Raw genomic sequence first — 22,944 nt, 5'->3', positions numbered from 1 at the left:
TGCATGAGTCGTTCACGTTGCCTGCACAATCGTGCAAACCATCCGTACGTCCAGGTCAGGGGGTGTTCACCGGTCCTGAACGGTCAAGGGGCGAAGCTGCGGGCGCGCATCCTGTCAAAGCCCGGCCGGAAGATCCAGTCAGTGTCCATTCCTGACGCCCGGTCGCAACCGAGAGGAGTTGTTCGCCAACTCCCTGGTGTTGTTCACTCGTTCAGGTGGCGGAGCGGCCGATGTGCACCTCCCTCCCAAAAGCACTGGAATGGTCTTAAGTCATACCAGGGGTGGGATCAGGTGGATGACCGGTCGTCACCTCTGCTTCACGGTTCAAAGGGCGGACGAGTCAAGCAGGATTGCGAGCACCGGTGCAGAAGAAGCGGCCTCAGGCCCCCCTGGTTCCTGAGACGTTCCAGGCACAGCCCGTCCCGCCGGCCCCCGTCGCGTACGGCCGGGTCAAGCGCGTGCGCAGCAGGTTGGTCGCGGGCGTGGCGGTGGTCAGCCTCGTCGTCGTCGGTGCCGGACTGCCCGGCATCTTCGCTGTCTCGGCGGAACTGACCGAGTCCCAGCGGCTGGTCACCCTCGCCGAGCTCAACCGACAGGCCGTCACCCTCGCCCACTCGCTCGCCGATGAGCGCGATGAGGTCACCGCGTACATCGCCGCGGGCCGTGAGGAGCAGGACCGCGAGACTGATGCCGGCGACAAGGACCGGCGCGAGGTCACCGCCAACCGCAGTGCCCGGGTGGACCGTCAGATAGACGAGATCACGGCGGCCATCTCCGACGAGCGCGCCGGACTCCGTCGGGAACTGGCCGCGGTGCCGTCCGTGCGCCGTGACGCGATGACCGGCAAGGGCACGGCGATGGAGGCCCACCGCGCCTACACCACCGTCATCACCGGATTGCACGCCCTCGCCGTCGAACTCGCCGACGAGACGCCCTCCCGCGCTCCGGGCGCCACGGCCGCCACCCGCGCACCCGCCGCCCTCGGCCTCGCCGCCGAACAGGCGTCCGCCACCCGGGGGCTGTTGCTGGCCGCCCTCTCGGTGCCCGCGGGAGAGGTCGAGCAGGGATTCGACGAGATCACCGGACTCCCCGTCGAGAGGGAGACCGAGGAGTCGAAGGCCGCCGCCGAGGTCCGCAACGCTCTGAGCGCCGGTGCCCAGCAATCGCGGGTACGGGAACTCGCGGCGCTCGCCGACTTCGACCAGGCCGCGGACAGGGACGCCCGTGAGTCGCTGGCCGCCACGGTCACCGGCGCCGAGGTGAAGACCGCCGAGGGCTACCTCACCAAACTCACCGACCAGCCCCAGCTGTCCGAAGGCGATCGCAAGTCCAACCGCGAGAAGCTGGAGTCCTCCCTCACCGCCCGCATCGAGTTGATGCGCGGCATCGAGTCGTCCCTCGCGTCCGACCGGATCATCGGCTTCGAGCAGCTTCGTGACGACGATGTCACCGCCCTGGAGATCCGGATCGCGCTCCTCGGCGGCACGTTGTTGCTGACCATCGGCGCGCTGGCCGCCATCGCCCGCACCCTGACCCGGCCGCTCGCCGTGCTGCGCATCGGTGCGGCCCGTCTCGCAGCCTCCCCGGAGCTGGAGGAGCCGGTCCGCTTCACCGGCCGCAACGATGAGTTCGCCCAGGTGGTGCGCTCCCTCAACGCCCTGCACGGCAAGGTCGTCGAGCTCGGCGCCCGCGCCGAGCAGTTGGAGGACGACCGGGGCGAGCTCGCCGGTTCACGGGATCTGGCGGCTGCCCAGCTCGCCGCCGCCCGCGCTGAGATGCGCCACAACACGGCCGAGCTCACGGCTGAGCTCGAACGGCTGCGGCACACCGTCGACCACACCTTCGTCAACCTCTCCCTGCGCACCCTCGGGCTCGTGGAGCGCCAGTTGGGGGTGATCGAGAAGCTGGAGGAGCGTGAGCAGGACCCCGAGCGGCTCGCCACCCTGTTCAAGCTCGACCACATGGCCACGGTCATGCGCCGCCACAGCGAGAACCTCCTCGTCCTCGCGGGCGCCGAGCACGGCCACACCCACACCGGCCCGGTGCCCCTCGTCGATGTGCTGCGCGCAGCCGTCAGCGAGATCGAGCGGTACGAGCGGGTGGTCATCCAGTCCCTGCCGCCGCACGCCCAGGTCGCGGGATTCGCCGCGGACGACCTCAGCCACCTGGTGGCCGAGCTGCTGGAGAACGCCACCTCGTTCTCGCCCCCGGACGCCCAGGTCGAGCTCTCCGGCTGGCTGCTGGAGAGCGGTGAGATCATGCTCTCGGTGCAGGACAGCGGTATCGGGATGACCGCGGGCCGGCTCGCGGAGCTCAACGCCCGGCTGGCGGACCCCCAGTCGTACGAGGCGGCCCCGCCGGCAGCCTCCGGCCGGGACGCCGAGGGCCTCGGGCTGCGGGTCGCGGCGCTGTTGGCCACCCGGCACGGCGTGCGCGTACAACTGCGCGAGCAGGCACAGGGCGGGGTTGCCGCCGTGGTGGTCCTGCCCCAGGGGCTGCTGCCCAGGGAGACGCACGCCCAGCACCGCCCCGGCTCCGACACGACAGCGGTGCACCTGCCCGGGTCGGTCGCCGAGGCCAACTCCAACGCCCTGCCGAGCACTCCGCGTCAGCCGCTGCCCGGACCAGTCCCCGGTCCGTTCGTCGACCCCCTGGTCGAAGCGGCCGAAGCGGCTGTGCGTGCTGCCGAGCCCGAGGTGCACGAGAGGGCCGCGGACAGCGCACCGGAGACCCAGGCGCCCGATGAACCCACCTTCGAGATGCGGCTCCCTGAGCCGGAGCAGTATCCGGTCATGCCCGGCCAGGCTGCGCCCGTCCGGCCGGTCGAGCCGGTAGCGTCAGATCCCGCGCCGGCCGGGGACCCCACGCCGGCCGAGGCGCCCGGGCCGCTGGCCGGTCCCGCGCCCGTCTGGGACAAGGTCACCGACAAGGGCCTGCCCAAGCGCACACCCAAGGTCGTCAAGCCCGCCGCCGCACCGGGCGAGCGGACCGGCAGCGTTGACGCCGAGGCCCTGCGACGCAGGCTCGGCGGATTCCAGCGCGCTGCCGACGAGGGTCGTCGCGAAGCCGAAGCGGAGTTGGCCCAGGGCGCACGCACGGCGACAGAAGAAGCGGGGGACACAGTCGAGGAGGCACGCAGTTGACTGCGACCAGCACGTTCGGCCTGAGTAGTGAGGCCCGCAATCTGCACTGGTTGCTGAGCAATCTGGTGGAGGAGGTGCCAGGTCTACGCTCGGTGGCCGTCGTATCGTCCGACGGGCTCTTGTTGCTCTCGTCCGACCCGGCCCAGAACGCCGTCCCCCTCGGGGCGGTCCACCGGGAGGGTCCCAAGGGCTCCAGCGCCGACCTCGCCACCATCGTCTCCGGGATCGGCAGCCTGACCATCGGCGCCGCCCGGTTGATGGAGGGCGGCGGGGTCAAACAGACGATGGTCGCGATGGAGGGCGCCTGCGTGTTCATCATGTCGATCAGCGACGGTTCGCTCCTCGGCGTCAGCGCCGACGCCGACTGTGACATGTCCGTCGTCGCCTACCACATGGGTCTCTTCGTGGGCCGCGCCGGCCATGTGCTCACCCCCGAACTCCGCAGTGAACTGCGCCAGTCCCTGGAGGGGGCTCGATGACCGCCAACGGGTCGCACGCCATCGGTCCCTCGGGGCTGCCGGTCCGCGGTGAGAACCGCCGCCCCGCCCGGGTACGGCCCTACTCGCTGACCGGTGGCCGTACGCGATTCGGCCATGTGTTGCTCGTGGAGACCTTCGTGGCCGCCATCGAGGCCCCACCGGAGCGTCCCGAGCTCACCCAGGGCAACCCCAGGGTGATGCCCGAACTCCAGGCGATCGTCGAGCTGTGCCGCCGGATGCGTACCGTCGCGGAGATCTCGGCGCTCCTCAAGATGCCGCTCGGGGTCGTCAGGGTGCTGTTGAGCGACCTGGCGGACCAGGGAAAGATTCGTGTATATGGCACCGGACAAGGTTCGGGACGCCCGGAACGCGCACTGCTGGAAAGGGTGCTGAGTGGACTCCGCCGCCTCTGAGACTCTGCCTGCCCACAATCCCCCCGAGCAGCCGCAGCACGGTCCCCCGAGCGCCCGCACAGCCGCCGACGAGGGGCTGCGGGACTGGCAACTGGACCATGCCCGCGCGCCCACCGCCGCCAAGATCGTGGTGGCGGGCGGTTTCGGCGTCGGCAAGACCACTTTCGTGGGTTCGGTCTCCGAGATCACCCCGCTCCAGACCGAAGCGCTGATGACGCAGGCGAGCGAGGAGACCGACGACCTCACGGCGACGCCGGAGAAGCTCACCACCACGGTCGCCATGGACTTCGGCCGGATCACGCTCGACGCGGACCTGGTCCTCTATGTCTTCGGGACCCCGGGACAGCAGCGCTTCTGGTTTATGTGGGACGACCTGGCGCGAGGTGCGGTCGGTGCGGTGGTGCTGGCCGACACCCGTCGGCTGTCGGACTGTTTCCCGGCCCTGGACTACTTCGAAAGCAGCGGACTGCCCTACGTCGTTGCCGTGAACCACTTTGACGGCTCGGAAATGTTTGAAGTTGAGGACGTGCGGGAGGCCTTGACCATACCGGTACATGTACCGATTGTGATCATGGACGCGCGCAGGCGGACCACGGTGATCGAGGCACTCCTCGCTCTGGTGGCCCACGCGCTCGCAGCCACTCCTGAATAGTCCTTAGCTCGCTCTGCCCAGACGAAAGAGATCCCCCGGATGCGGAAGATACTCATAGTCGGAGCCGGTCAGTCCGGTCTCCAGCTCGCCCTCGGCCTCCAGTCGAAGGGTTACGAGGTCACCCTGATGTCCAACCGCACGGCCGATGAGATCCGCTCCGGCCGGGTCATGTCGACGCAGTGCATGTTCCACACCGCCCTCCAGCACGAGCGCGACCTGGGGATCAACTTCTGGGAGACCCAGGCCCCGAAGATCGAGGGCCTCGGAGTCTCCGTCGCAGGGCCCGAGTCGCAGCGGCTGATCGACTGGGTCGGCAAGCTCGACGGATACGCCCAATCCGTCGACCAGCGCGTGAAGATGGCCGGTTGGATGGAGACCTTCGCCCAGCGGGGCGGACAACTCGTCATCCACGGTGCCGCCGTCGGCGACCTGGACTACTTCTCCCGCACCTACGACCTGGTCATGGTCTCCGCGGGCAAGGGCGAACTGGTCTCCATGTTCGGCCGGGACGCCTCCCGGTCCCCTTACGACGCCCCGCAGCGTGCACTCGCGGTCGCCTATGTGCACGGTCTCGGCCCCCGCCCGGAGCACCCCGAGTTCGACGCGGTCCGCTGCAATCTGGTGCCCGGTGTGGGCGAGCTCTTCGTCATGCCGACCTACACCGTCTCCGGCCGGGCCGACATCCTGTTCTGGGAGGGCGTACCCGGCGGTCCGCTCGATGTCTTCCAGACGATCAAGGACCCCTCCGAGCACCTCGCACTCACCCTGGAACTGCTGGAGCGCTTCCTCCCGTGGGAGTACGCCCGTGCCACCAAGGTCGAGCTGACCGACGCGGGCGGCACTCTGGCCGGACGGTACGCGCCGACCGTGCGCAAGCCCATCGGACAGTTGCCGGGAGGCGGCCTGGTCCTCGGAGTGGCCGATGTCGTCGTCGCCAACGACCCGATCACCGGCCAGGGCTCGAACTCGGCGTCGAAGTGCGCGACCGCGTATCTCGACTCCATCGTCGAGCACGGCGACAAGCCGTTCGACGGGGACTGGATGCAGGCCACCTTCGACCGCTACTGGGAGACCGCCCAGCACGTCACCAAGTGGACGAACGCCATGCTCGCGCCCCCGCCGGAGCACATCCTGAACCTGATCGGCGCCGCCGGTCAGCTCCAGCCGATCGCCGACCGGTTCGCCAACGGCTTCAACGACCCCGCGGACTTCGAGAACTTCTTCTACGACCCCGCCCGCACCGAGGCGTACGTGGCCGAGGTCGGGGCGGCAGCTGCCCCGTAGGGCAGCCGTCAGTCGGCGTCGCGGTCCGTCGCGGTCTCCTCGGGAGGCTGCGACGGACCCGCCGTGCGAGGCGTGGTGAGATCGCCGCCCTCCAGGGCCGTCAGGGCGGCCAACTGCTCGGGCGAGAGCGAGGCCAGCACCTCCTCGACCGCGGCCAATCGGTCGGCTGCCGTCCGCTGCGCCTTCTGCTGGCGGGCTGCCAGCTCCAGTTCACGGTCGTACGCCCGACGGGAAGCCGCCGCCAGTGTCGCGGCGCGTCGAGTGTCGGCCCGCAGCCGGTCCAGGGTCGCCAGTCGATCGGCGGCGACCCGCTCCCATAGATGGCGCTCGTCAAGGGCGCGCTCGGGCTCACGGGCGAGGAAGATCTGTAGGTAGCGCGACAACTCGCCCAACTCGGACCGGCCCTGGTACTGCTCACGGGCGATGCGGCCCACTTCGTCGCGGCTGTCCGCCAGAGCCTTGCGCGCGGCCCTGAGCCCGCGGGTTAGCTCGATCGTCCGGGTCCGCTGGGCGACCAGCTGTCGCTTCACGGTGCGGTACTCGGCTTCGGCCGTCCCCGCCTGGCGGTAGAGCGTCTGGAGCTGGGTCAGGGCGGTGGCCACGGTCAGCGGTGCGGCCCCGGGCTTCTCGTCGGTGCCAGTGCCAGTGCCTGCGCCCGTGCCTGCGACTGACCCCGGGGCGGGCTCCGGTGCGGTGGTGTCGGTGTCCGGGTCGGTGGCGGCGGGCCGGGTGAGCGCCGAAGCGGTGCCCCGGAGCGGACCGGGTGCCTCGGTGGACCCCACCACCGGGGCGGCTCCCACCACGATCGCCATGCACACAGCGCCCAACCACCTCGCTGACACCTCGTCACCTCCGACTGGGGCGGCCCGTCCACCCAGGAGCCGAGGCTGCGCCCCATGGACCCCGCCCGCCTCCCGGACGACCGGATCGGCCCAACGAGGTCACTCCTGACGGCAGGATCCCGCGCTCTACGGCGTGTCGGCTGGACCCTGCGGCTTCGACCAGGGCCACCGCAGCTGACGCCGCTCCTTGCCCTCGGGGGCGTACTCGTACGCCCAGCCCCGCTGGAGCCCCAGCCGCTTGGTGTAGCCGCGCGGGACCCGGCGATAGGCGTACACGGTCACCGTGGAGCCGTCGTCGCCGGGGACGGGGATCTCGTACCACTTGGGTGGATGCCCGGTGTGCCCCACCAGCACGGGCAGCACCTGCCCGTCGAGCGGGCCACCGACAAAGGGGGTGCTTTCGCTTCTCACCTGCACAGTCTCGCTCAACTGCGGGTGCGGTACGCCACCGGCCACGGGGGCGCGGGCCGGCCGGCGGGGTGGTCGCGGGCCGTGGGTGTCGGGTGCGCCGAAGGCCGGGCGCCTACTGCTCCGGGGCGCCTACTGCTCCGGAGTGGGGGAGGCGTCCGCCAGGAGGGGGAGCACTCGGGCGGCGAGCCGGTGCACCGGGCCTTCGGGTCGTTCCTGGGCGATGAGCGCCCCCACCGCGGCTGCCGTCTCCCCGTCCGTGGCCGCCGACACCGTGAGCAGCGCGATCAAGTGGTCCACCAGCCAGTCGCGCAACTCGGCCGGCGCCGGCTGCTTCCCCTCGTCCAGCCAGATCAACGAGGCCGCCTCCACCGCGGCGATCCAGGTGCGCACCAGCATCCGCAGCCGGGGGCCGGGCTCCTCGGCGCCGAGGTGCAGCAGGATCTGCTCGGCGGCTGCCCTGCGGACACCGTCCACGATCGTGTTCGTCCGTGAGGTCTCCACCACGCTGCCGCCCCGCAGGAGGGCGCTGAAGCCGGCGTCGTGCTCATCGACGAAGGCGAGATAGCGGCCCAGGACCCGGGAGAGCCGTTCGGTGGGAGGCCCCGACCGGGGCTCGTCGAAGCACCGCTCCAGCACCTCGGCCGACGAACGCAGGGCGCTCTCGTACAACTGCGGCTTCCCACCGGGGAAGTAGCGGTAGACGAGCGGCCGTGAGACACCGGCGGCCTCGGCCACGTCGTCGAGGGACACGTCGTCCGGGGCCCGGTGGGCGAACAGGCGCAGCGAGGCCGACAGCAACTGGCTGCGGCGCTCCTCGACGCTCAGCCGCCGGTAGGCGCGGGGCGCCGGGACGGGAGTGGTCATGCTCCGCAGCGTAACCGGGCGGCCGGGTCGGTGGGCGATGACGGAGGAAGCTCTCATGCGAGGAGGCCGGAGCGCTGCCAGAGCTTGCGGCCGGGCCCGCGCAGTACCCCGATGTCATCGAGGAAGTCGGTCAGGCGCCTGGCCCCTGACTGCATCACCTCGCGGCGGTGGCCGCTGGCCCGCGCCTGGGCGACGGCCTCGCGACGATCGAGTCCGACATTCGTGTACACCTGGGGGTTGACGAAGCAGACGGAGAACACCTGGGCCGCGTGCCCACAGCTGATGCGCGTGAGTTCCTGCTCCCAGCGGGGCGCGGTCACCATCTGGCGGCGCAGTTCCTCCCGTGCGTAGCGCACATGGCGTGCTTCCTCCACCACATGGATGCGGGTGACACCGCGCACGAGGGTCTGGACCCGCTCGTCGGGGAAGGTGAGCCGCTGCATCCAGTCCAGGATCTCCTCGCCGAGCAGGGTGGCCGCGAACGAGCCCGGGGTGGTGGAGACGGTCTTCAGGGCCCGCGCCAGATTGTGGTAGAGCCGGGGGACCGGGTACGCGGGGGCGTCGCCCTTGTGGATCATCCGCGCGAACATCATGGAGTGCCGGCACTCGTCCGCGATCTCCGTGAGGGCGTACCGCACGTGATTGCTGGTCACCGACTTGTCGTAGATGTGGCGCACCAGCAGTTGCATCAGGATGATCTCGAACCAGATGCCGAGCGAGGCCAGTGAAGCGGCTTCGTGGCGGGCGAGCTCCATCCGTTGTTCCTCGGACATCCGGCGCCACAGCGGGGTGTCGTAGAGCGAGACCAACTCCGGTGGCCAGAACCACTTCCCCTCCTCGATGGGGGAGTCCCAGTCGAGCTCGCGGTCCGGGTCGAACGAGTGCTTGGCGGAGGCTTCCAGCAGTCGGGCGGCGACCTGTTCCCGGTCGCGGAGGGGGCCGAGTGCGTCGTGGAGCGTCCGCAGTTCGGCTTCGGACACGGTCGTCATGACGGAGAACACCTCACGAGTGTCAAGGGTGGACCTGGCGGCTTGCCCCGGGTGCGGACCCGACCCGCAGGGGGATCAGGTCCGAGGGCCACTCCTTATGAGACTCTCCGTCAGCAAGCCCGTCAATCCCCTGAAGGCAACTTGCTGACCGACTGTCCAATAGGCGTTCCGCGGTGGGTCGACGGGCACCACGACCGAGGGAAGGGGCGTTCCGTACGGTCCACCCGGCCGCGCTGTGGACCGGCTCGGCCGATCCGGTCGAGAAAGTCGTCGATCGACTCCGCCAGTTGCGCCGGGATAGGGGATGCGGGCCGCTCGCGCCTTCCGGGACCATGGCGGCATGTCGGTTCAACAGATCCAGGTCAACCCGGAAGCCGCCCGCCGCAGTCTGGAGGGGCTCGCCCTCGGGGACGCGTTCGGGGAGCGGTGGTTCCCCCTCTTCCGTGAACGGGCGCAGGCGTTCGCCGATGTCCGTGAGCGCCGCACCCCCGATGAACCCCTCTGGCGCTGGACCGACGACACGGCCCTGGCCCTGGCGATCCACCATGTCCTCGTCCGGTTCGGCACGATCGACCAGGACCGACTCGCCGCCCGGTTCGCGCTCGCCTTCGACGCCGACCCGGGCCGCGGCTACGGCAGAGGCATGCATCAACTCCTGCCCCTGCTGCTGGAGACACCCGAGCAGTGGCGTACGCAAGCGCAGTTGCTCTTCGACGGCGGCAGCCTCGGCAACGGCGCGGCCATGCGGGTGGCGCCGCTGGGGGCCTGGTTCGGGGCCGACCTGGTCGAGGTCGCCCGGCAGGCCGAGTTGTCGGCGAGGGTGACCCACGCCCATCCGGAGGGGGTCGCGGGAGCGGTGGCGGTGGCGATCGCGGCGGCCCTCTCGGTCCGCGGTGGGCTCACCGTCCAAGCGGTCGCCGACCGCACCCCCGAGAGCGCCGTACGCGCCGGACTGGTGCGGGCCGCGCGGCTCCCCTTCGAGACCGAGCCCTGGAAGGCGGCGGACGTCCTGGGCAACGGGAGCCGCATCAGGGCCGATGACACCGTGCCCTTCGCCGTGTGGACGGCCGCCCGGCACCCCGACGATCTGGAGGCGGCCCTGTGGAGCACGGCCGAGGGCTTCGGCGATGTGGACACGACCTGTGCGATCACGGGCGGGATCGTCGCCGCGCGCACGGGCATCGACGCGGTGCCCGCCGTGTGGTTGGAACGGCGGGAGGCGCTGCCCCTGCCGGACGAGGGGTGACCGCCGAGCGGCGGCCCGGGTGACGGTCAGTCGGTCGGGTCAGCCTCCGGCGGCGGGAACGATGTCCGCAGGGTGAACGCCTGTGGAGTCGGCCCCTCGGCGCGGAGCAGCACCAGACGCTCCTGTGCCTCCTCGACCGTCGGCCGGTGCCCCGCGGGCACCCACCACATCGTCGTCATGTGCTCCTGTACCCGCTCGAACCAGTCGAAGCGGCGGGCCAGCGCCTCCCGGTGCTGCCCCTGGTACATGTAGGCCGTCAGGGCATGGGGGTCGCGCCACACCGAGAGGTTCACCAGCAGCCACGGATCGTCGAACGGTCGGATCGCCGTCGCGTTCCCGTCACCGTCGTCGGCCAACCTCCAGACGAACCCGTCCGCGGCGTCCGCCTCCGCGTTCACCGGGTCGAGCCAGTCGACGAAGTCCTTCAACTCCACCGAGTCCAGAGGGAACTTGAGCCGCGCCATGTTCACCTGCGCGAGTTGATGGGGAGCCCCGGAGAAAGTCATGGCCGCACCCTAACCAGACGTTCCGGCCGCCCCGGAGGGCGGGGCGGTGCGAACCGGGGGCGGGCGTCACTTGCGCAGTGCCGCCTCCATCACCGCACGGGCGATGGGAGCGGCACTGCCGCCACCGCTGATGTGCCCGCGCACCGCCTCCGCGTCCTCCACCACCACGGCCACCGCCACCGCGGGTTGAAAGGCGTCCTCCCGCTGGGCCCAGGAGATGAACCAGGCGTACGGAGTCCCCGAGTTGTCCAAGCCGTGCTGGGCCGTGCCCGTCTTGCCGCCGACCAACGCCCCCGGGATCGCAGCGTTCGCCCCGGTGCCGTCCTCCACGACCCGCACCATCAGGTCCTGGAGGCGGCGCGCTGTGGTGGGCTTCATCGCCCGTTGGTAGGGCATCGGATGGGTGCGGGAGATCGCACGGGTGCCACGGGCCACCACCCGGTCCACCAGATGGGGGCGCATCACCTCACCGCCGTGGGCGACCGCCGCGGCCACCATCGCCATCTGGAGGGGAGTGGCGGTGGTGTTGAACTGCCCGATGGAGGACAGGGCGAGTTGGTCCGGGCTCATCCGGGTGTCGAAGTTCGACGGGGTGACCGCGGACGGGATGCGCAGATCATGGTCGTTGAAGCCGAAGGCGCTCACCGTGGCCAGCATCCTGGTCAACCCCACCCGGGCGCCCACGTCCGCCATGACGGTGTTGCACGACCACTGGAGGGCATGGGCGAGCGAGGTGTCACCGCAGCCGCGCACCGCGTTCGGCAACCGGGTCCTGGTGCCCGGCAGCGAGAAGGGATCGGGTGTTCCCAGGGGCGCGTCCACATCGGTGACGACCCCCGCGTCCAGCGCCGCGGCAGCCGTGACGATCTTGAAAGCGCTGCCCGGTGGATAGGTCTGGCGAATGGCCCGGTTCACCAGCGGGCGGGTCGCGGTGGACTGGAGGCGGTCCCAAGCCGCGGTGACGGCTGCGCCCGTCCCGGAGAGCACCCCGGGGTCGTAGGAGGGGCTGCTGACCAGTGCCAGGATCCTCCCGGTGGACGGCTCAAGGGCGGCGACCGCGCCGCGCTTGCCGCCGAGGCCGGTGAACGCGGCCCGCTGCATGGACGGTTCGATCGTGGTGATGACGTCCCCGCCCGGAGGCCGGCCGCGGCTGATGTCGTGCCACAGCGGAATCGCGCGGAGCAGCGGGTCGGTGCCCGCCAGGGCACGGTCCTGGGCGTTCTCGATGAGCGTGGTGCCGTACGTCTGCGAGGAGAACCCGGTCACGGGCGCGTACAAGGGGCCTTCCGGGTAGGTGCGTTCGAACCGCAGTTGCTGGCCGGTGTCCTTGGAGCCCGTGACGGAACGTCCGCCGACGATGATGTTCCCGCGCGGTTCGGCGTAGCGGGCGATGTCGCTCCTGCGGTTGGCGGGGCTCTTGCCCAGCGCGTCGGACTGGACGACCTGGAGCCGGGCCGCATTGACGAGCAGGGCGACGAGCAGGGCACAGCACAGCCAGGCCGCGCGTCGGATGTAGCGGATCACCGCGCCTCCGGAGGGTCGATGGGGGTGCGGGCCGAGTGGCTGACCTTGATCAGGAGGGCCACGATCAGCCAGTTGGCGACGACGGACGAGCCGCCCTGGGCGAGGAAGGGCATCGCCATCCCGGTGAGCGGGATCAACCCCGTGACGCCACCGGCGATCACGAAGACCTGGAGGGCGACGATGGAGGCGAGGCCGATGGCGAGCAGTCGGCCGAAGGGGTCGCGCAGATGGAGCCCGGCGTCGAAGCCGCGCGCCACGAGCAGCCCGTACAGCAGGAGGATGCCGGTGAGGCCGACCAGCCCCAACTCCTCGCCGGCGGTGGCGAGGATGAAGTCGGACTTCACGGCGAACCCGATCAGGGTGGAGTGCCCGAGGCCGAGGCCGGTGCCGAGGACCCCGCCGGCGCCGAAGGCGAACAGTGACTGTGCCACCTGGCCGGCACCCCGGCCCGCCTCGATGGTGGCGAAGGGGTCGAGCCAGTCCTCCACCCGGCCGTGCACATGGGGTTCGAACACGCCGACGGCGAACGCTCCTGCGGCGGCGAGGGTCAGTCCCACCGCGATCCAGCCGGTTCGTCCCGTCGCCACGTAGAGCATGATCACGAAGAGGCCGAAGAAGAGGAGCGAGGTGCCGAGGTCCCGCTCCAGGATCAGCACCGCGACGCTGGTGAGCCAGATCGTCACGATCGGGCCGAGTACCCGCCCGGTCGGCAGTTGGAGCCGCCAGATCCGGCGTCCCGTGACCGCGAGCGCATGGTGGTTGGCCGCGAGGTAGGCGGCGAAGAACACGGCGAGGAGGATCTTGGCGAACTCGCCGGGCTGGAAGGAGAGTCCGCCGATCCGGATCCAGATCCGGGCGCCGTTGACCGCGGGGAACAGGATCGGGGCGATCATCAGGGCGAGCGCCGTGGCCACCGACACATAGGCGTACCGCTGGAGGGTCCGATGGTCGCGCAGGACCAGCACGGTCGCGGTGAACAGGGCCACGCCGAGCGCCGACCAGAGCAGTTGGGCGGGTGCGGCGGGGTGGTTCGGGGTCTCCAGGTCGAGACGGTGGATCAGGACGAGTCCGAGGCCGTTGAGGAGTACGGCGATCGGGAGGAGGAGGGGGTCGGCATAGGGGGCGCGCAGCCGTACGGCGATGTGGGCGAGGAGGGCGACGAGCCCGAGACCGCCGCCGTAGCGCAGTGCGTCCTCGGGTACGGCGTGGTTCCGCGCGAGTCCGACCGCGGCGTATCCGTAGACGCAGATGAGGACGGCGCAGACCAGGAGGGAGAGTTCGACGCCCCGACGCCGTGCCGGGTGGGGGGCGAGGGGAGGGGTGTGTGCCGGCGCCTTGGTGGTGGCGGTCATGGCAGGCAACTTAGCAAGCGGTAAGTCTTATGTCCTTTATGTCACGCATGCGCGGTCCGGTCGGCCGGCGGTGTGCCGCGCCTCCTCAGAGCAGCGGTCCCCGCGGCCTGGGTACCGGACGGTGAGGAAGGACCAGACAGGCCATCGCCCCGCCGTCGGGCGCCTGCGCGAACCGCAACCGTGCCCCGATCACCGCAGCCTGACCCACCGCGATGGTCAACCCCAGACCGTGCCCCTTGCTCCCGCCCTCCGTACGGAACCGGGCCGGGCCGTGCTCCAGCAGGTACGCCGGGTAGCCGGGCCCCCGGTCGGTGACCGTCACCGTCAGCCCGTCCACGGTCAGGACGACCGGCGCCCTGCCGTGCCGGTGCGCATTGGCGATCAGATTGCCGAGCACCCGCTCCAGCCGACGCCGATCGGTCTCCACCGTCACGTCCCGCACCAGACGCACCTCGGTCTCGGTGCCCGAGGCCCGCACCACCCGTTCGGCCAACCGCCCCAACTCATGGACGTCCAGATCCACCGTCTCGCTGCCCGCGTCGAGCCGGGAGATCTCCAGCAGGTCCTCCGTCAGGGAACGCATCGCCCGCACCCGGTCCCGCACCAGCTCGGCCGGCCGGCCCTCGGGCAGCAGTTCGGCGGCTGCCGTCAGACCCGTCAGCGGGGTCCGCAGTTCGTGCGCCACATCCGCCGTGAACCGCTGCTCGCTCAGCAGCTTCCCCTGGAGCGAGGACGCCATGGAGTCCAGGGCGACCGAGACCGTGGCGACCTCGTCCTGTGGGCGGGACGGATTGCGCGTGCGCGGATCGTTGACCCGCGCATCGAGGTCGCCCGCGCTGATCCGCCGAGCCACCTGTGCCGTCAGATGCAGCCGGCGCGTCACCCGGGTCACCGCGAACGCGCCCACCAGCAGCGTCGCCCCGATCGCCAACACCGACGAACCGACGATCGCCCGGTCCAGGCCCGTGATGGTCCGCGCGCTGAGCGTGTAGTCGAGGCGTACGAACAGCGCCCGACCGTCTGCGGGGCCGGCCGCCCACATCGTGGGGCGGCCGTCGTAGCTGCTCACCATGGTGCCGCGTTCGCCCTTGACCGCCAGAGCCCGCAAGGAGCTCGGTAGGGCCGCGTGGTCCACCCCGGCGTACGGCGGCAGCGGCTCACCGGCCCGATAGGCGTCGGTGACCTCCTCCAGTTTGGCCAAGGCCTTTTCCCTCGACTGCTCGACGGTCTGACTGGTGACGGCGGCGTGGACCAGCGTCCCGAGCAGGGTCGCCAGCACACAGCACATGACCACGATGAAGACGGCGGCCTTCCAGGTGAGGCTGACGGCCCAGCGCGGCAGCTCCCGCCAAGGGCGCCGAGCCTTCGGGACGGCGTGCGGGTCGCCCGCGACCGCGTGCCCATCGCGCCCGCCCCGGCGCCCGGGCAGCAGACGCCCGACCTTCACTGCGGCTCCGCAGCGGAGCCGGTGGCGCCGGGCGCCGGTTCGTCCCCGGTCGGTCCCTCTCCGGTCGCCTCGACCCGCACGATCTCGTCGCGCGTCGGCAGCATCGCGCCGTTCCGCGCGTCCCAGGACCAGGCCGTGCGGTACTCGTACCCCGGGATGCCCGCCGACACCGAGCGCAGCACGATGTCCCGGCCCGCCAACTGCACGCGGACCAACTGGTCGGCCGTCGACATGATCCGCGTCAGGGCGTCGGACCGCGCCTGGGGGCGATAGACCCGGACCGCCGTCAACTGCTCGGGCAACTTGATCCCCACGATCAGCTCCTCCAGCCCGTCGCCGGTCAGATCGCGGTAGTACGGCGACATCACCGGACAGACTTCCGGCTTCTTGTCGCACTGCTTGAGCTGGGCGAGCGTGGTCCGGAACACCCCGTCGGGTCCGGTGTACAACTCCGGATGTGCCCTCGACTCGGCCCTGATCACCGCCACCGGATCCAGATCGCGCACCCCGGACGGCGGTACGTCGATCCCGGGGATCGGAGCGGTGTTCGTCTCGCCGTAGTCGTACGGGGGAGAGGTGACGGGTGCCAGCCCCGGCCACAGCTGCACCGGGCCGGTCGCCGTGGCGGTCGGTCCCGAACTGCGCAGCTCACCGGCTCCGCCGCACCCCACGAGCAGTACGGCGACGACCGCTGTCAGCGCGGCGGCGAACAGCGGCAGACGGAGCGGGCGCGAAGGCACGGTCCTCCGGGGTGGCTGGGGATGACGGGGCCCGACCACTTTATGCGCAGCGGCCCGTGCCCCCGATGGTGGGACCGAGCGCGACCGGTCCGCTGCCGGCGGTCACGAAGAGCCCCCGTGACCGCCCTGCTCAGCGCTGGTAGGGGTTCTGGCCCTGCTGTCCCTGGGGGAGTCCGTACGACGGGCCTCCCTGCCCGCCCTGCTGCCAGCCGTCGCCCTGTGCCAACAACCGGTCGGCCTGCTCCTTGACGAGTTTCTGCTCGGCCCCGCAGAACGTGCACTGCGTGGAGTACTTCGTCGAGACCGGGAACAGCGGCACGAAGAAGAGCGTGAACTTGGTGACCCGCTTGCGCAGTGCGTGCGCGGCCGGATTGCCACAGGACCCGCAGACGAGGGTCAACATCGCCAGCTGGTGGAGGTATCCCTTGGTACCGAAAATGATCATGTCGTCGGTCTCTCCCTGGTCAGCGCCCGCCGGCACAGGGCCAGCAGCTTCTCATCCCTCACGATGTCATGGCTGCCGTACCCGCCGTCGATCGCGTTGTGACGTCGGACCCGGCCCAGCTCCGCACGCAACATCTCCACGGCCCCCTGTGCCCCGTGCGCCACCGCAACACCACTGTCGGCCGCCGTCTCCGCCAGCCGCTCGGCGATCGGAACGCGCGTGAACGGCAGAGCGTCCCAGGCGCCCGCCAACACCGGCCACGCCCGATCGGGCTCGCCCGTGATCCGCCACAGGGCGAGCGCGGCGTCCACCCGCGTCCAGGGGTCCTGCGCCCGCAGCAGCGCACCCAGCTCCGGTGCCGTCTCCCGGGCAGCCCCGCCCATCGCACCGAGCACCGATGCCGCCGAACGCCGGGCCCCCGAGTCCGCCGACGACAGCGCGGTGCGCAGGGCGGGCAGGACCACCGTCGGATCGCCCTCCACCGACCACAGCGCACCCGCCGTCTTCGCCCCGAACGCACCCGACAGCGCCTGCGAGCCGCCCGCCCGCACCAACAGCGCCCGCAGGTCCGGTATCGAGGCGCGGGCCGCCGGGCCGAAGGCCGTCAGCGCCCGCAGCACCAACTCGATCACCCACTCCCTGCGGTACTCCGGCGCACCCCTGAGCACCCTGAGCACCTCCGGGAGCGCCTCCACGGCCCGCAGCGCGGTCAGCCCGGACAGCACGGGCCCCGCCAGGTCATAGAGCCGGTGATCCAGCGCCATGTCGGCCAGCCGCCTGCGCAGCGCCGGCACGAGCGCGATCGCCGCACCGCCGAGCGGGTCCAGCACCTGCCCCAGGTCCTGAGGGGTCTCGGGCAGCTCCAGCAGACGCGCCAGCACCGGCACCGCCCGAGGGTCGCCCGTGCGCGCCAGGGCGGTCAGCGCACTGCCCAGCATCCGCGGTCCCGTGGCCCACTCCTGGACCCAGCGACCGGGGTCGGCCACCACGAACTCCGCCAGCGCATCAGCCGCCGGCGCCGCGAGTGAGAACAGCTCGCCCAAGGTCACCGCGGCGGCGTCGGCCAGCCTGGGCTCCCGTTTCGCCAGCTGGGTGCCGATGAGACCCACCAGCTCGGCGTACTCCCCGCGCCAGGTGCGCAGCAGCGCACAGCTCATCCGTACCGCGTCCAACCGCTGCCCGCCGTCGGGGCTGCGCAGCTGGTCGGCCAGGAGCGCCGTGCGGTCGGTGACCCGGTCGCCCAGTCCGGAGTGGAGCGTACGCAGCAGATCGCCGGTCCAGGGGGTGGAGCGGCCGGTGGGGAGGTGGCCCTGCTCCGGTCGCGATCCGCCCGAGGCGGACGGCATCACTCCGGGGACGGGGGGAGCGGTGGGCTCGTCCCGCAGCTCGCGAAGGAGTCCCGTCACTCCGGTGACGACGTCCGGAGGCAGGGCGAGGGGCGCACAGCGGGCGAGTTGCGCGAGTGCGGAGAGCCGCAGGCCGGCGTCGTAGGTGCGGGACGGGGCCACGGGGTCGGCAGCGGTAGGGAGCGGGGAACCGTCCGGGCCCTGCGGTAAGGGGCCCGCGACCCCTTCGGGCAGTCCGGCCAGTTCCACCAGCCACTCCACGACCTCGGACGCCAGCCAGCCGTGTCGTAGCGCCACCCGGCCCGCCGCCTCCACACAGGCGAAGCGCACCTCCGGATCCTGCTCGATCTTCAGACGCTCCCGCAGCAGCCCCAGCACCAGTTCGGGTTCGCCGTGCAGCGTGGCGAGGGCGAGGGGGGCGGTCAGCCGTACGCCGCGGTCGTCGGAGTCGACGAGGGCGAGGAAGACATCGGCGCTCGCGGTCACCGCCGACGCGGCCATGGCGTAGTTCGCCGCGTACTCGAACTCGGCGTCGTCCGGGTCGAGCTCGTCGTCGCCGTCCAGATCGATGCCGCCGATGCTGGTCAGCAACTCCACGATGCCGCCGCGGTCCTGGACGGACGGATCGCTGACGAGCTCCAACAGGAACGGTATGCAGGCCAGCGTCGAGTCATAGACATCGCCCTGGTGGTGTACCGCCCCGTACATCCCGTCGAGTGCCGCCTCGCGCTCCTGCGGGTCCTGCGACGTCAACCCGTGGAGCAATTCGGGCACATCGTCCGCCGGACCGTAGGCATGTTCCAGTGCGGCCCAGTCGACCTCGTCGATACCCCCGAACACGCCTGCCCCCTCCCAAGAGCCGAGCGCCACAACTCCGCGGCAGAACTATGCGCCGGAACCCCGCGCTTGGGGAGAGTCTGCACCACACCCATGGCCCCAAGGGGTTATTGCCCCAAAGGCCCCGGGGCTGTTCCCATGGATCCCACGAGCGGTTTCCGGTCGCGGGGGTTGGAGCGGTGCCATGGCGTTGTTACGGGTCACACCAGCACTCTGGGAGGGCCGTACCCGGCTCTACGTCAGCTTGGCGAACGGCCGGCACGTCGCCTGGTACGACAGCGGGGGCGGTGGGGGTGATGAAGCCCGGCCTCCTCATCCTGCTCGGCCTCCTCATCCTGCTCGGCCTCCCCACCCTGCCCGGGCCGAGGACCCCGACCACCCCGACCCTGCCGACCCTTCCGATCCGCCCGATGCCCACGGGGTCGGTGAGGTCAGCGATCTCCGTGGCGCCGATCCCGTCGACACCCGGGAGGGCGGTCGGCCCCTTGACCTGGACGCCCCAGGGGGCTGTGCCGGGCACATCAGCCTGGTCTTCGAGCGGTACCGCCAGGCCGTGCTGACCGTGCTCGCGCCCCATCTCACCGGTGCCTGGACCATCGGACCGCCCCCCGTACCGAGCTCCGCGGACCTGCTCAGGCTCGCCCTCCACCCCGATGACGACCTGGCGCCCAACCGGCCGGGGGAGACGATCCACGCCGAACTGGACCTGCCGATCGGAACGGCCCGGCGCTGGGCGCGCGATCCCCGCCGTCCCGCGCGGGCCCGACTCCGCGCCCATCAGGTGCTCGGCGCGGAACTGGAGCGGCTCGACGCCGCGGGCTGGCGGGTCCTGCACGCCGTCCCCCTGCCGGGCGCCGACCGCATCGACCATCTGCTGATCGGCCCCGGTGGTGTGTTCGCGGTGCACACCGTGCCCGCCCACCGGCTGCGGCTGCAGATCGCGGACCCCGAGATCCGGGCCGGTCGGGGTGTGCCGGTGCCCTTGCTGCGGCTGACCCGCCGCCGCGCCGAACGCGCCTGCTCGGCCCTGGCCACCGCGGTGCGCCCGGTTCTCGCCGTGGTGGGCGCGGCGCGACTGGAAGTGCTGCGGGCGCCGGGGGACGTACGGGTGCTCCGGGAGCGCGATGTGGCGTCGTTCGCCGACCTCGGGGCCGTGCACAAGCCCGCCGACATCGCGGCGCTCCACGCACTGGCGCGCGATCGCCGCACCTGGCTGCGCAGCTGATCCGGACGGGGCTCCCCGGTCCGGCAGACCCATGACCCGGGCTGGTGTGGACCTCTCGCGGCCGGGGTCCGTCAGCCTTCCGAACGCACCCGGACGAACCGGGCCGTCGGCTCCCGCCTCCCCGACGGCTGGAGCACCTCGACGAGCAGCGGTTCGACCAGCAGACGCACCGGTCCGAGCCCAGGGCGCTCCACCAGCTCACCGAGGCGATCGGCCACCACCGTGCCGACCTGATGGGACTGCGTGGCGGTCAGCCGGGGAGAGGTCTGCACGATCTGTCCGTCGGGCAGTTCGACCAGCAGCGCCCGTGGGCGGTCCGGACCACCGAAGACACCGAGGAGGCGCCCGTCGCGCGTATCGGCGTGCCGGATCTTGCGCCATGACCAGGTGGAGCCCGGCCGATAGGTGGAGTCCAGGTCCTTGGCCACGATCCCCTCGACGCCCACCTCGCGCAGATCGCGGAACCACAGCTCCGCGGTGGTCCGGTCCTCGGTGGCCAGGACGCGTTGCAGCGGTGGCTCCACGGCGGCCATCACCTCTCCCAGGAGCGGCCAGCGCTCCCGCAGGGGGCGGCTTCTCACGTCCCGTCCCGGGACGGCCAGGACGTCGAAGGCGATGTAGGACACCGGCACGGCGAGCCGTTGCCGTTCGGTGGTGGACTTCAACAGGTCGGTGAAGCTCAGCCGGCCGTCCCGGTAGGCGCAGAGCTCACCGTCCAGGACCGTCCCCGGCGCCAGCCGCCGCCCCAGCTCGGCGGCGATCTCGGGGAACTCCCGCGCCAGATCCCGGCGGGAGCGCGACTGGAGGAAGACCCGACCGCCCTCCAGTACGAAGGCGATCGCGCGGAATCCGTCGAGTTTGACCGTGTACTGGAAGCCTCCTGGCGTACTGCCCTGCTCGGGGATCTCATCGACGGGACGTGGGCGCATCACATCGACGGGCGGGCGCAGGGCGATGGTCGGGTGGCTCTCGTCCATGGCGTCAGGGTGGGCCCGCCCGATGGCCGGTGCCCGTGCGGGCTCGCCGGGCCGGGCCGGTGCGTCACCGGGACGGCCCCACCGTGCGCGGCTGAGGGAGGCCCGTACGCGGGACGCCGGCTTTTCGGTGCGGGAGTGCCTCAGGGCAGGGGCCGTGCCCGGTCGGGGTCGGTGAGCGCGCCCATCAGGTCCCCATACCGGTCCAGCCGCGGTGCGATGTCCGCGAGCCGCAGCACCAGATTGCGGCGCGCCTCCACCTCTTCCCAGGTCAGGGGTGCCGAGACGGTCGGCTCGGCACGTGCCCGCAGGGTGTAGGGGGCGGCGGTGGTCTTGGCAGCCGCGTTCTGGCTGTGGTCGACGAAGACCTTCCCGGGGCGCAGCTTGCGGTTCATCCGGTGCAGCACCAGATGGGGGAGGACGCTCTCCCCCTCCTGGGCGAGTTCCTTGGCGTACGCGGACACCTGGGCGGAGGGAGTGGGCACCAGCGGCACCAGGATGTGCAGGCCCTTGGACCCCGAGGTCTTGGCGTACGCGTCCAGGCCGTCCGCCGCGAGCCGCTCCCGCAGCCACAGGGCGACCTCGCAGCACTCCTCGACGGAGGCGGGGGCACCCGGGTCCAGGTCGAAGACCATCCGGTCGGCGACGGCCGGGGCCGCGACCGTCCACTGCGGTACGTGCAACTCCACCACCAAGTTCGCCGCCCAGACGAGCGAGGGCAGGTCGGCGATGACGACCTGGCGGGCGCGGGGGTCCTCCGAGCGCGGTACCGGGGTGGTCGTTACCCACGATGGCGTACCGGGCGGCGGATTCTTGGTGAAGAACAGCTGCCCATCGGGGCCGTCCGGGTAGCGCAGGAAGGAGACCGGACGGTCGTGCACATGGGGCAGGAGCGCCTGTGCGGTGGTGGCGTAGTAGTGGAGGATCTCGCCCTTGGTGGTTCCGGTGGCCGGGTGGATGACCTTCTCCAGATTGCTGAGCGCCAGCCGCCGCCCGGCCACCTCGGTGATCGGCGTCATACGATGAGAATCGCATGAAAGCCATATATGCGTGTGAATCTCATGAAAGGGATCTAACGTGCGATCCATATGGAACGGCGCGATCTCCTTCGGCCTGGTCAGCATCCCGATCAAGCTGGTGAACGCCACCGAGAACCACTCCATCTCCTTCCGCCAGATCCACACCGCGGACGGCGGTCGCATCCGCTACCGCAAGGTCTGCGAGCTGGAGGACAAGGAGGTCACGGCGGCCGAGATCGGCAAGGGGTACGAGGACGCCGACGGCTCGATCATCCCCATCACGGACGAGGACCTCGCCGCCCTTCCCCTGCCCACGGCCAAGACGATCGAGATCGTGGCCTTCGTCCCCGCCGCCTCGATCGACCCCTTGCAGATGGACGCCGCCTACTACCTGTCCGCCAACGGGGTCCCGGCCGCCAAGCCCTACACCCTCCTGCGCGAGGCCCTCAAGCGGAGCCAGAAGGTCGCCCTGGCCAAGTTTGCGCTCCGGGGGCGGGAACGGCTGGGCATGCTGCGGGTCGTCGACGATGTCATCGCCATGCACGGGTTGCTCTGGCCGGACGAGATCCGGCGCCCTGAAGGGGTGGCGCCCGAGACCGAGGTGACGGTCCGGGACGCCGAACTCGACCTTGCGGACGCCCTGATGGAGACCCTCGGCGAGGTGGACATGGACTCGCTCCAGGACGACTACCGAACCGCGGTGGAGTCGATGATCGCCGCCAAGGTCGAGGGCGGCGGGGCACTCCCGGAGGCCGAACCCGCCGAGCGCGGCGGCGGAAAGGTCATCGACCTGATGGCCGCTCTGGAGAGCAGTGTGAAGGCGGCGCAGGAAGCCCGTGGCGAAGAGGCGGAGGGCGAAGCGGTCGCCCGGTCCGGGAGCGGGTCGGTGGCCGAGGTGACGTCGATCAAGGGACGGAAGAAGACGGCCACGAAGAAGACCGACTCCTCGCGGGCACCCGCCAAGAAGACCGGCGCCAAGGCCAGCACCGGGACCAGTACCAAGGCCAGCACCGGGACCAGTACCAGGGCCGGTGCGGCCAAGAAGGCCGCGCCCGAGAAGGCGGCGAAGAAGACCGCGGCCAAGAAGACGACGAAGAAGACCACCCGGTCCACACCGAAGAAGCGCGCTTCCTGACGCGCGTGCCCCCGCGCAAGGACCGGATGGGTGCAGCCGGGTGAGGACGAGGATGTCCTCCCGATCTCGTA

General features: G+C 71.1%; 21 protein-coding genes. 8 read left to right on the top strand and 13 right to left on the bottom strand.

Translation table 11 applies throughout. From position 1 onward, the window contains the following. Window positions 1-362 precede the first annotated feature (362 nt). The 5 genes from ACFXJL_RS01945 to ACFXJL_RS01925 are packed head-to-tail and all read left to right on the top strand — an operon-like array spanning window position 363 to window position 5,971. A complete protein-coding gene (locus ACFXJL_RS01945; protein WP_384640518.1) occupies window positions 363-3,143 on the top strand; it encodes a nitrate- and nitrite sensing domain-containing protein in 2,781 nt (926 codons plus the stop codon). Then, on the top strand, window positions 3,140-3,622 hold the full coding sequence (locus ACFXJL_RS01940) for a roadblock/LC7 domain-containing protein (protein WP_358876063.1): 483 nt from the start codon (window positions 3,140-3,142) through the stop codon (window positions 3,620-3,622). The genes ACFXJL_RS01945 and ACFXJL_RS01940 overlap by 4 nt, the downstream gene beginning before the upstream one ends. Beyond that, window positions 3,619-4,035 (top strand): DUF742 domain-containing protein, encoded by a 417-nt coding sequence (locus ACFXJL_RS01935; RefSeq protein ID WP_358876062.1) that lies wholly within the window; start codon window positions 3,619-3,621, stop codon window positions 4,033-4,035. The genes ACFXJL_RS01940 and ACFXJL_RS01935 overlap by 4 nt, the downstream gene beginning before the upstream one ends. Continuing rightward, window positions 4,016-4,687: an ATP/GTP-binding protein gene (locus ACFXJL_RS01930; RefSeq protein ID WP_384640523.1), complete on the top strand. Its 672-nt coding sequence runs from the start codon at window positions 4,016-4,018 to the stop codon at window positions 4,685-4,687. Before ACFXJL_RS01935 ends, ACFXJL_RS01930 begins: the two co-directional genes overlap by 20 nt. A gap of 39 nt (window positions 4,688-4,726) precedes the next feature. Next, a complete protein-coding gene (locus ACFXJL_RS01925) occupies window positions 4,727-5,971 on the top strand; it encodes a styrene monooxygenase/indole monooxygenase family protein (protein ID WP_358876061.1) in 1,245 nt (414 codons plus the stop codon). Between the two features lie 8 nt (window positions 5,972-5,979). On the opposite strand, the gene ACFXJL_RS01920 is transcribed toward ACFXJL_RS01925, so the two are convergent. From ACFXJL_RS01920 to ACFXJL_RS01905, 4 genes are all read right to left on the bottom strand, one after another. Continuing rightward, window positions 5,980-6,813 carry a hypothetical protein gene (locus ACFXJL_RS01920; protein ID WP_384688432.1) on the bottom strand — a complete coding sequence of 278 codons (834 nt, stop codon included), beginning with the start codon at window positions 6,811-6,813 and terminating at the stop codon, window positions 5,980-5,982. A 126-nt stretch (window positions 6,814-6,939) separates the two neighbouring features. Then, window positions 6,940-7,224 (bottom strand): hypothetical protein, encoded by a 285-nt coding sequence (locus ACFXJL_RS01915; protein ID WP_329023254.1) that lies wholly within the window; start codon window positions 7,222-7,224, stop codon window positions 6,940-6,942. Between the two features lie 129 nt (window positions 7,225-7,353). Further along, window positions 7,354-8,088, bottom strand: coding sequence for a TetR/AcrR family transcriptional regulator (locus ACFXJL_RS01910; RefSeq protein ID WP_384688429.1), 735 nt, complete (start codon window positions 8,086-8,088; stop codon window positions 7,354-7,356). A gap of 53 nt (window positions 8,089-8,141) precedes the next feature. Beyond that, the gene (locus ACFXJL_RS01905; RefSeq protein ID WP_358876058.1) at window positions 8,142-9,077 is read right to left on the bottom strand and encodes a diiron oxygenase; all 936 of its coding nucleotides are present in this window, start codon (window positions 9,075-9,077) and stop codon (window positions 8,142-8,144) included. A 340-nt stretch (window positions 9,078-9,417) separates the two neighbouring features. Here ACFXJL_RS01905 and ACFXJL_RS01900 point away from each other — a divergent pair, with 340 nt between their 5' ends. After that, window positions 9,418-10,323 (top strand): ADP-ribosylglycohydrolase family protein, encoded by a 906-nt coding sequence (locus tag ACFXJL_RS01900; RefSeq protein WP_384688425.1) that lies wholly within the window; start codon window positions 9,418-9,420, stop codon window positions 10,321-10,323. A 26-nt stretch (window positions 10,324-10,349) separates the two neighbouring features. Here the strand turns inward: ACFXJL_RS01900 and ACFXJL_RS01895 are convergent, their stop codons facing one another. The 7 genes from ACFXJL_RS01895 to ACFXJL_RS01865 all read right to left on the bottom strand — a co-directional run bounded on the left by ACFXJL_RS01895 (window position 10,350) and on the right by ACFXJL_RS01865 (window position 18,523). Then, window positions 10,350-10,829 carry a DUF3291 domain-containing protein gene (locus tag ACFXJL_RS01895; RefSeq protein ID WP_384688423.1) on the bottom strand — a complete coding sequence of 160 codons (480 nt, stop codon included), beginning with the start codon at window positions 10,827-10,829 and terminating at the stop codon, window positions 10,350-10,352. A gap of 66 nt (window positions 10,830-10,895) precedes the next feature. Further along, window positions 10,896-12,353, bottom strand: a complete 1,458-nt coding sequence (locus tag ACFXJL_RS01890; protein WP_358876055.1) for a penicillin-binding transpeptidase domain-containing protein — start codon at window positions 12,351-12,353, stop codon at window positions 10,896-10,898. After that, window positions 12,350-13,705, bottom strand: a complete 1,356-nt coding sequence (locus tag ACFXJL_RS01885) for an FtsW/RodA/SpoVE family cell cycle protein (protein WP_384640542.1) — start codon at window positions 13,703-13,705, stop codon at window positions 12,350-12,352. Before ACFXJL_RS01885 ends, ACFXJL_RS01890 begins: the two co-directional genes overlap by 4 nt. Before the next feature lie 85 nt (window positions 13,706-13,790). Continuing rightward, window positions 13,791-14,993 carry an ATP-binding protein gene (locus ACFXJL_RS01880; protein ID WP_384689114.1) on the bottom strand — a complete coding sequence of 401 codons (1,203 nt, stop codon included), beginning with the start codon at window positions 14,991-14,993 and terminating at the stop codon, window positions 13,791-13,793. A 155-nt stretch (window positions 14,994-15,148) separates the two neighbouring features. Further along, the gene (locus tag ACFXJL_RS01875; RefSeq protein ID WP_358876053.1) at window positions 15,149-15,892 is read right to left on the bottom strand and encodes a hypothetical protein; all 744 of its coding nucleotides are present in this window, start codon (window positions 15,890-15,892) and stop codon (window positions 15,149-15,151) included. A 130-nt stretch (window positions 15,893-16,022) separates the two neighbouring features. Next, window positions 16,023-16,337 carry a zinc-ribbon domain-containing protein gene (locus tag ACFXJL_RS01870; protein WP_383532926.1) on the bottom strand — a complete coding sequence of 105 codons (315 nt, stop codon included), beginning with the start codon at window positions 16,335-16,337 and terminating at the stop codon, window positions 16,023-16,025. Beyond that, window positions 16,334-18,523, bottom strand: a complete 2,190-nt coding sequence (locus ACFXJL_RS01865; protein ID WP_384688418.1) for a PBS lyase — start codon at window positions 18,521-18,523, stop codon at window positions 16,334-16,336. Before ACFXJL_RS01865 ends, ACFXJL_RS01870 begins: the two co-directional genes overlap by 4 nt. A 181-nt stretch (window positions 18,524-18,704) precedes the next feature. Here ACFXJL_RS01865 and ACFXJL_RS01860 point away from each other — a divergent pair, with 181 nt between their 5' ends. After that, window positions 18,705-19,745 (top strand): nuclease-related domain-containing protein, encoded by a 1,041-nt coding sequence (locus tag ACFXJL_RS01860; protein ID WP_384688415.1) that lies wholly within the window; start codon window positions 18,705-18,707, stop codon window positions 19,743-19,745. Window positions 19,746-19,816: 71 nt separating this feature from the next. Here ACFXJL_RS01860 and ACFXJL_RS01855 read toward each other — a convergent pair whose 3' ends face one another. Together ACFXJL_RS01855 and ligD are read right to left on the bottom strand one after the other, a co-directional pair. Beyond that, entirely contained in the window at window positions 19,817-20,722 is a 906-nt protein-coding gene (locus ACFXJL_RS01855; protein ID WP_358876049.1) for a DNA ligase, read from the bottom strand. Window positions 20,723-20,862: 140 nt separating this feature from the next. Next, complete coding sequence (gene ligD / locus ACFXJL_RS01850; RefSeq protein WP_384688413.1) at window positions 20,863-21,738, bottom strand: non-homologous end-joining DNA ligase; 876 nt, start codon at window positions 21,736-21,738, stop codon at window positions 20,863-20,865. A gap of 58 nt (window positions 21,739-21,796) precedes the next feature. Here ligD and ACFXJL_RS01845 point away from each other — a divergent pair, with 58 nt between their 5' ends. Continuing rightward, entirely contained in the window at window positions 21,797-22,873 is a 1,077-nt protein-coding gene (locus tag ACFXJL_RS01845) for a Ku protein (protein WP_384688410.1), read from the top strand. Window positions 22,874-22,944: the final 71 nt, after the last annotated feature.

This window comes from Streptomyces sp. NPDC059256, from assembly GCF_042753785.1.
Taxonomy (GTDB): domain Bacteria; phylum Actinomycetota; class Actinomycetes; order Streptomycetales; family Streptomycetaceae; genus Streptomyces.
Note: the sequence above shows the minus strand (reverse complement) of the source record. Positions and strands in the feature narration are given on the sequence as shown.

Excerpts from the sequence above, each read along its gene's own strand:
- ACFXJL_RS01935 (WP_358876062.1), top strand. The coding sequence starts at position 3,619 with ATGACCGCCAACGGGTCGCACGCCATCGGTCCCTCGGGGCTGCCGGTC.
- ACFXJL_RS01925 (WP_358876061.1), top strand. The coding sequence starts at position 4,727 with ATGCGGAAGATACTCATAGTCGGAGCCGGTCAGTCCGGTCTCCAGCTC.
- ACFXJL_RS01910 (WP_384688429.1), bottom strand. The coding sequence starts at position 8,088 with ATGACCACTCCCGTCCCGGCGCCCCGCGCCTACCGGCGGCTGAGCGTC.
- ACFXJL_RS01905 (WP_358876058.1), bottom strand. The coding sequence starts at position 9,077 with ATGACGACCGTGTCCGAAGCCGAACTGCGGACGCTCCACGACGCACTC.
- ACFXJL_RS01900 (WP_384688425.1), top strand. The coding sequence starts at position 9,418 with ATGTCGGTTCAACAGATCCAGGTCAACCCGGAAGCCGCCCGCCGCAGT.
- ACFXJL_RS01895 (WP_384688423.1), bottom strand. The coding sequence starts at position 10,829 with ATGACTTTCTCCGGGGCTCCCCATCAACTCGCGCAGGTGAACATGGCG.
- ACFXJL_RS01885 (WP_384640542.1), bottom strand. The coding sequence starts at position 13,705 with ATGACCGCCACCACCAAGGCGCCGGCACACACCCCTCCCCTCGCCCCC.
- ACFXJL_RS01880 (WP_384689114.1), bottom strand. The coding sequence starts at position 14,993 with ATGTGCTGTGTGCTGGCGACCCTGCTCGGGACGCTGGTCCACGCCGCC.
- ACFXJL_RS01870 (WP_383532926.1), bottom strand. The coding sequence starts at position 16,337 with ATGATCATTTTCGGTACCAAGGGATACCTCCACCAGCTGGCGATGTTG.
- ACFXJL_RS01860 (WP_384688415.1), top strand. The coding sequence starts at position 18,705 with ATGGCGTTGTTACGGGTCACACCAGCACTCTGGGAGGGCCGTACCCGG.
- ACFXJL_RS01855 (WP_358876049.1), bottom strand. The coding sequence starts at position 20,722 with ATGGACGAGAGCCACCCGACCATCGCCCTGCGCCCGCCCGTCGATGTG.
- ligD (WP_384688413.1), bottom strand. The coding sequence starts at position 21,738 with ATGACGCCGATCACCGAGGTGGCCGGGCGGCGGCTGGCGCTCAGCAAT.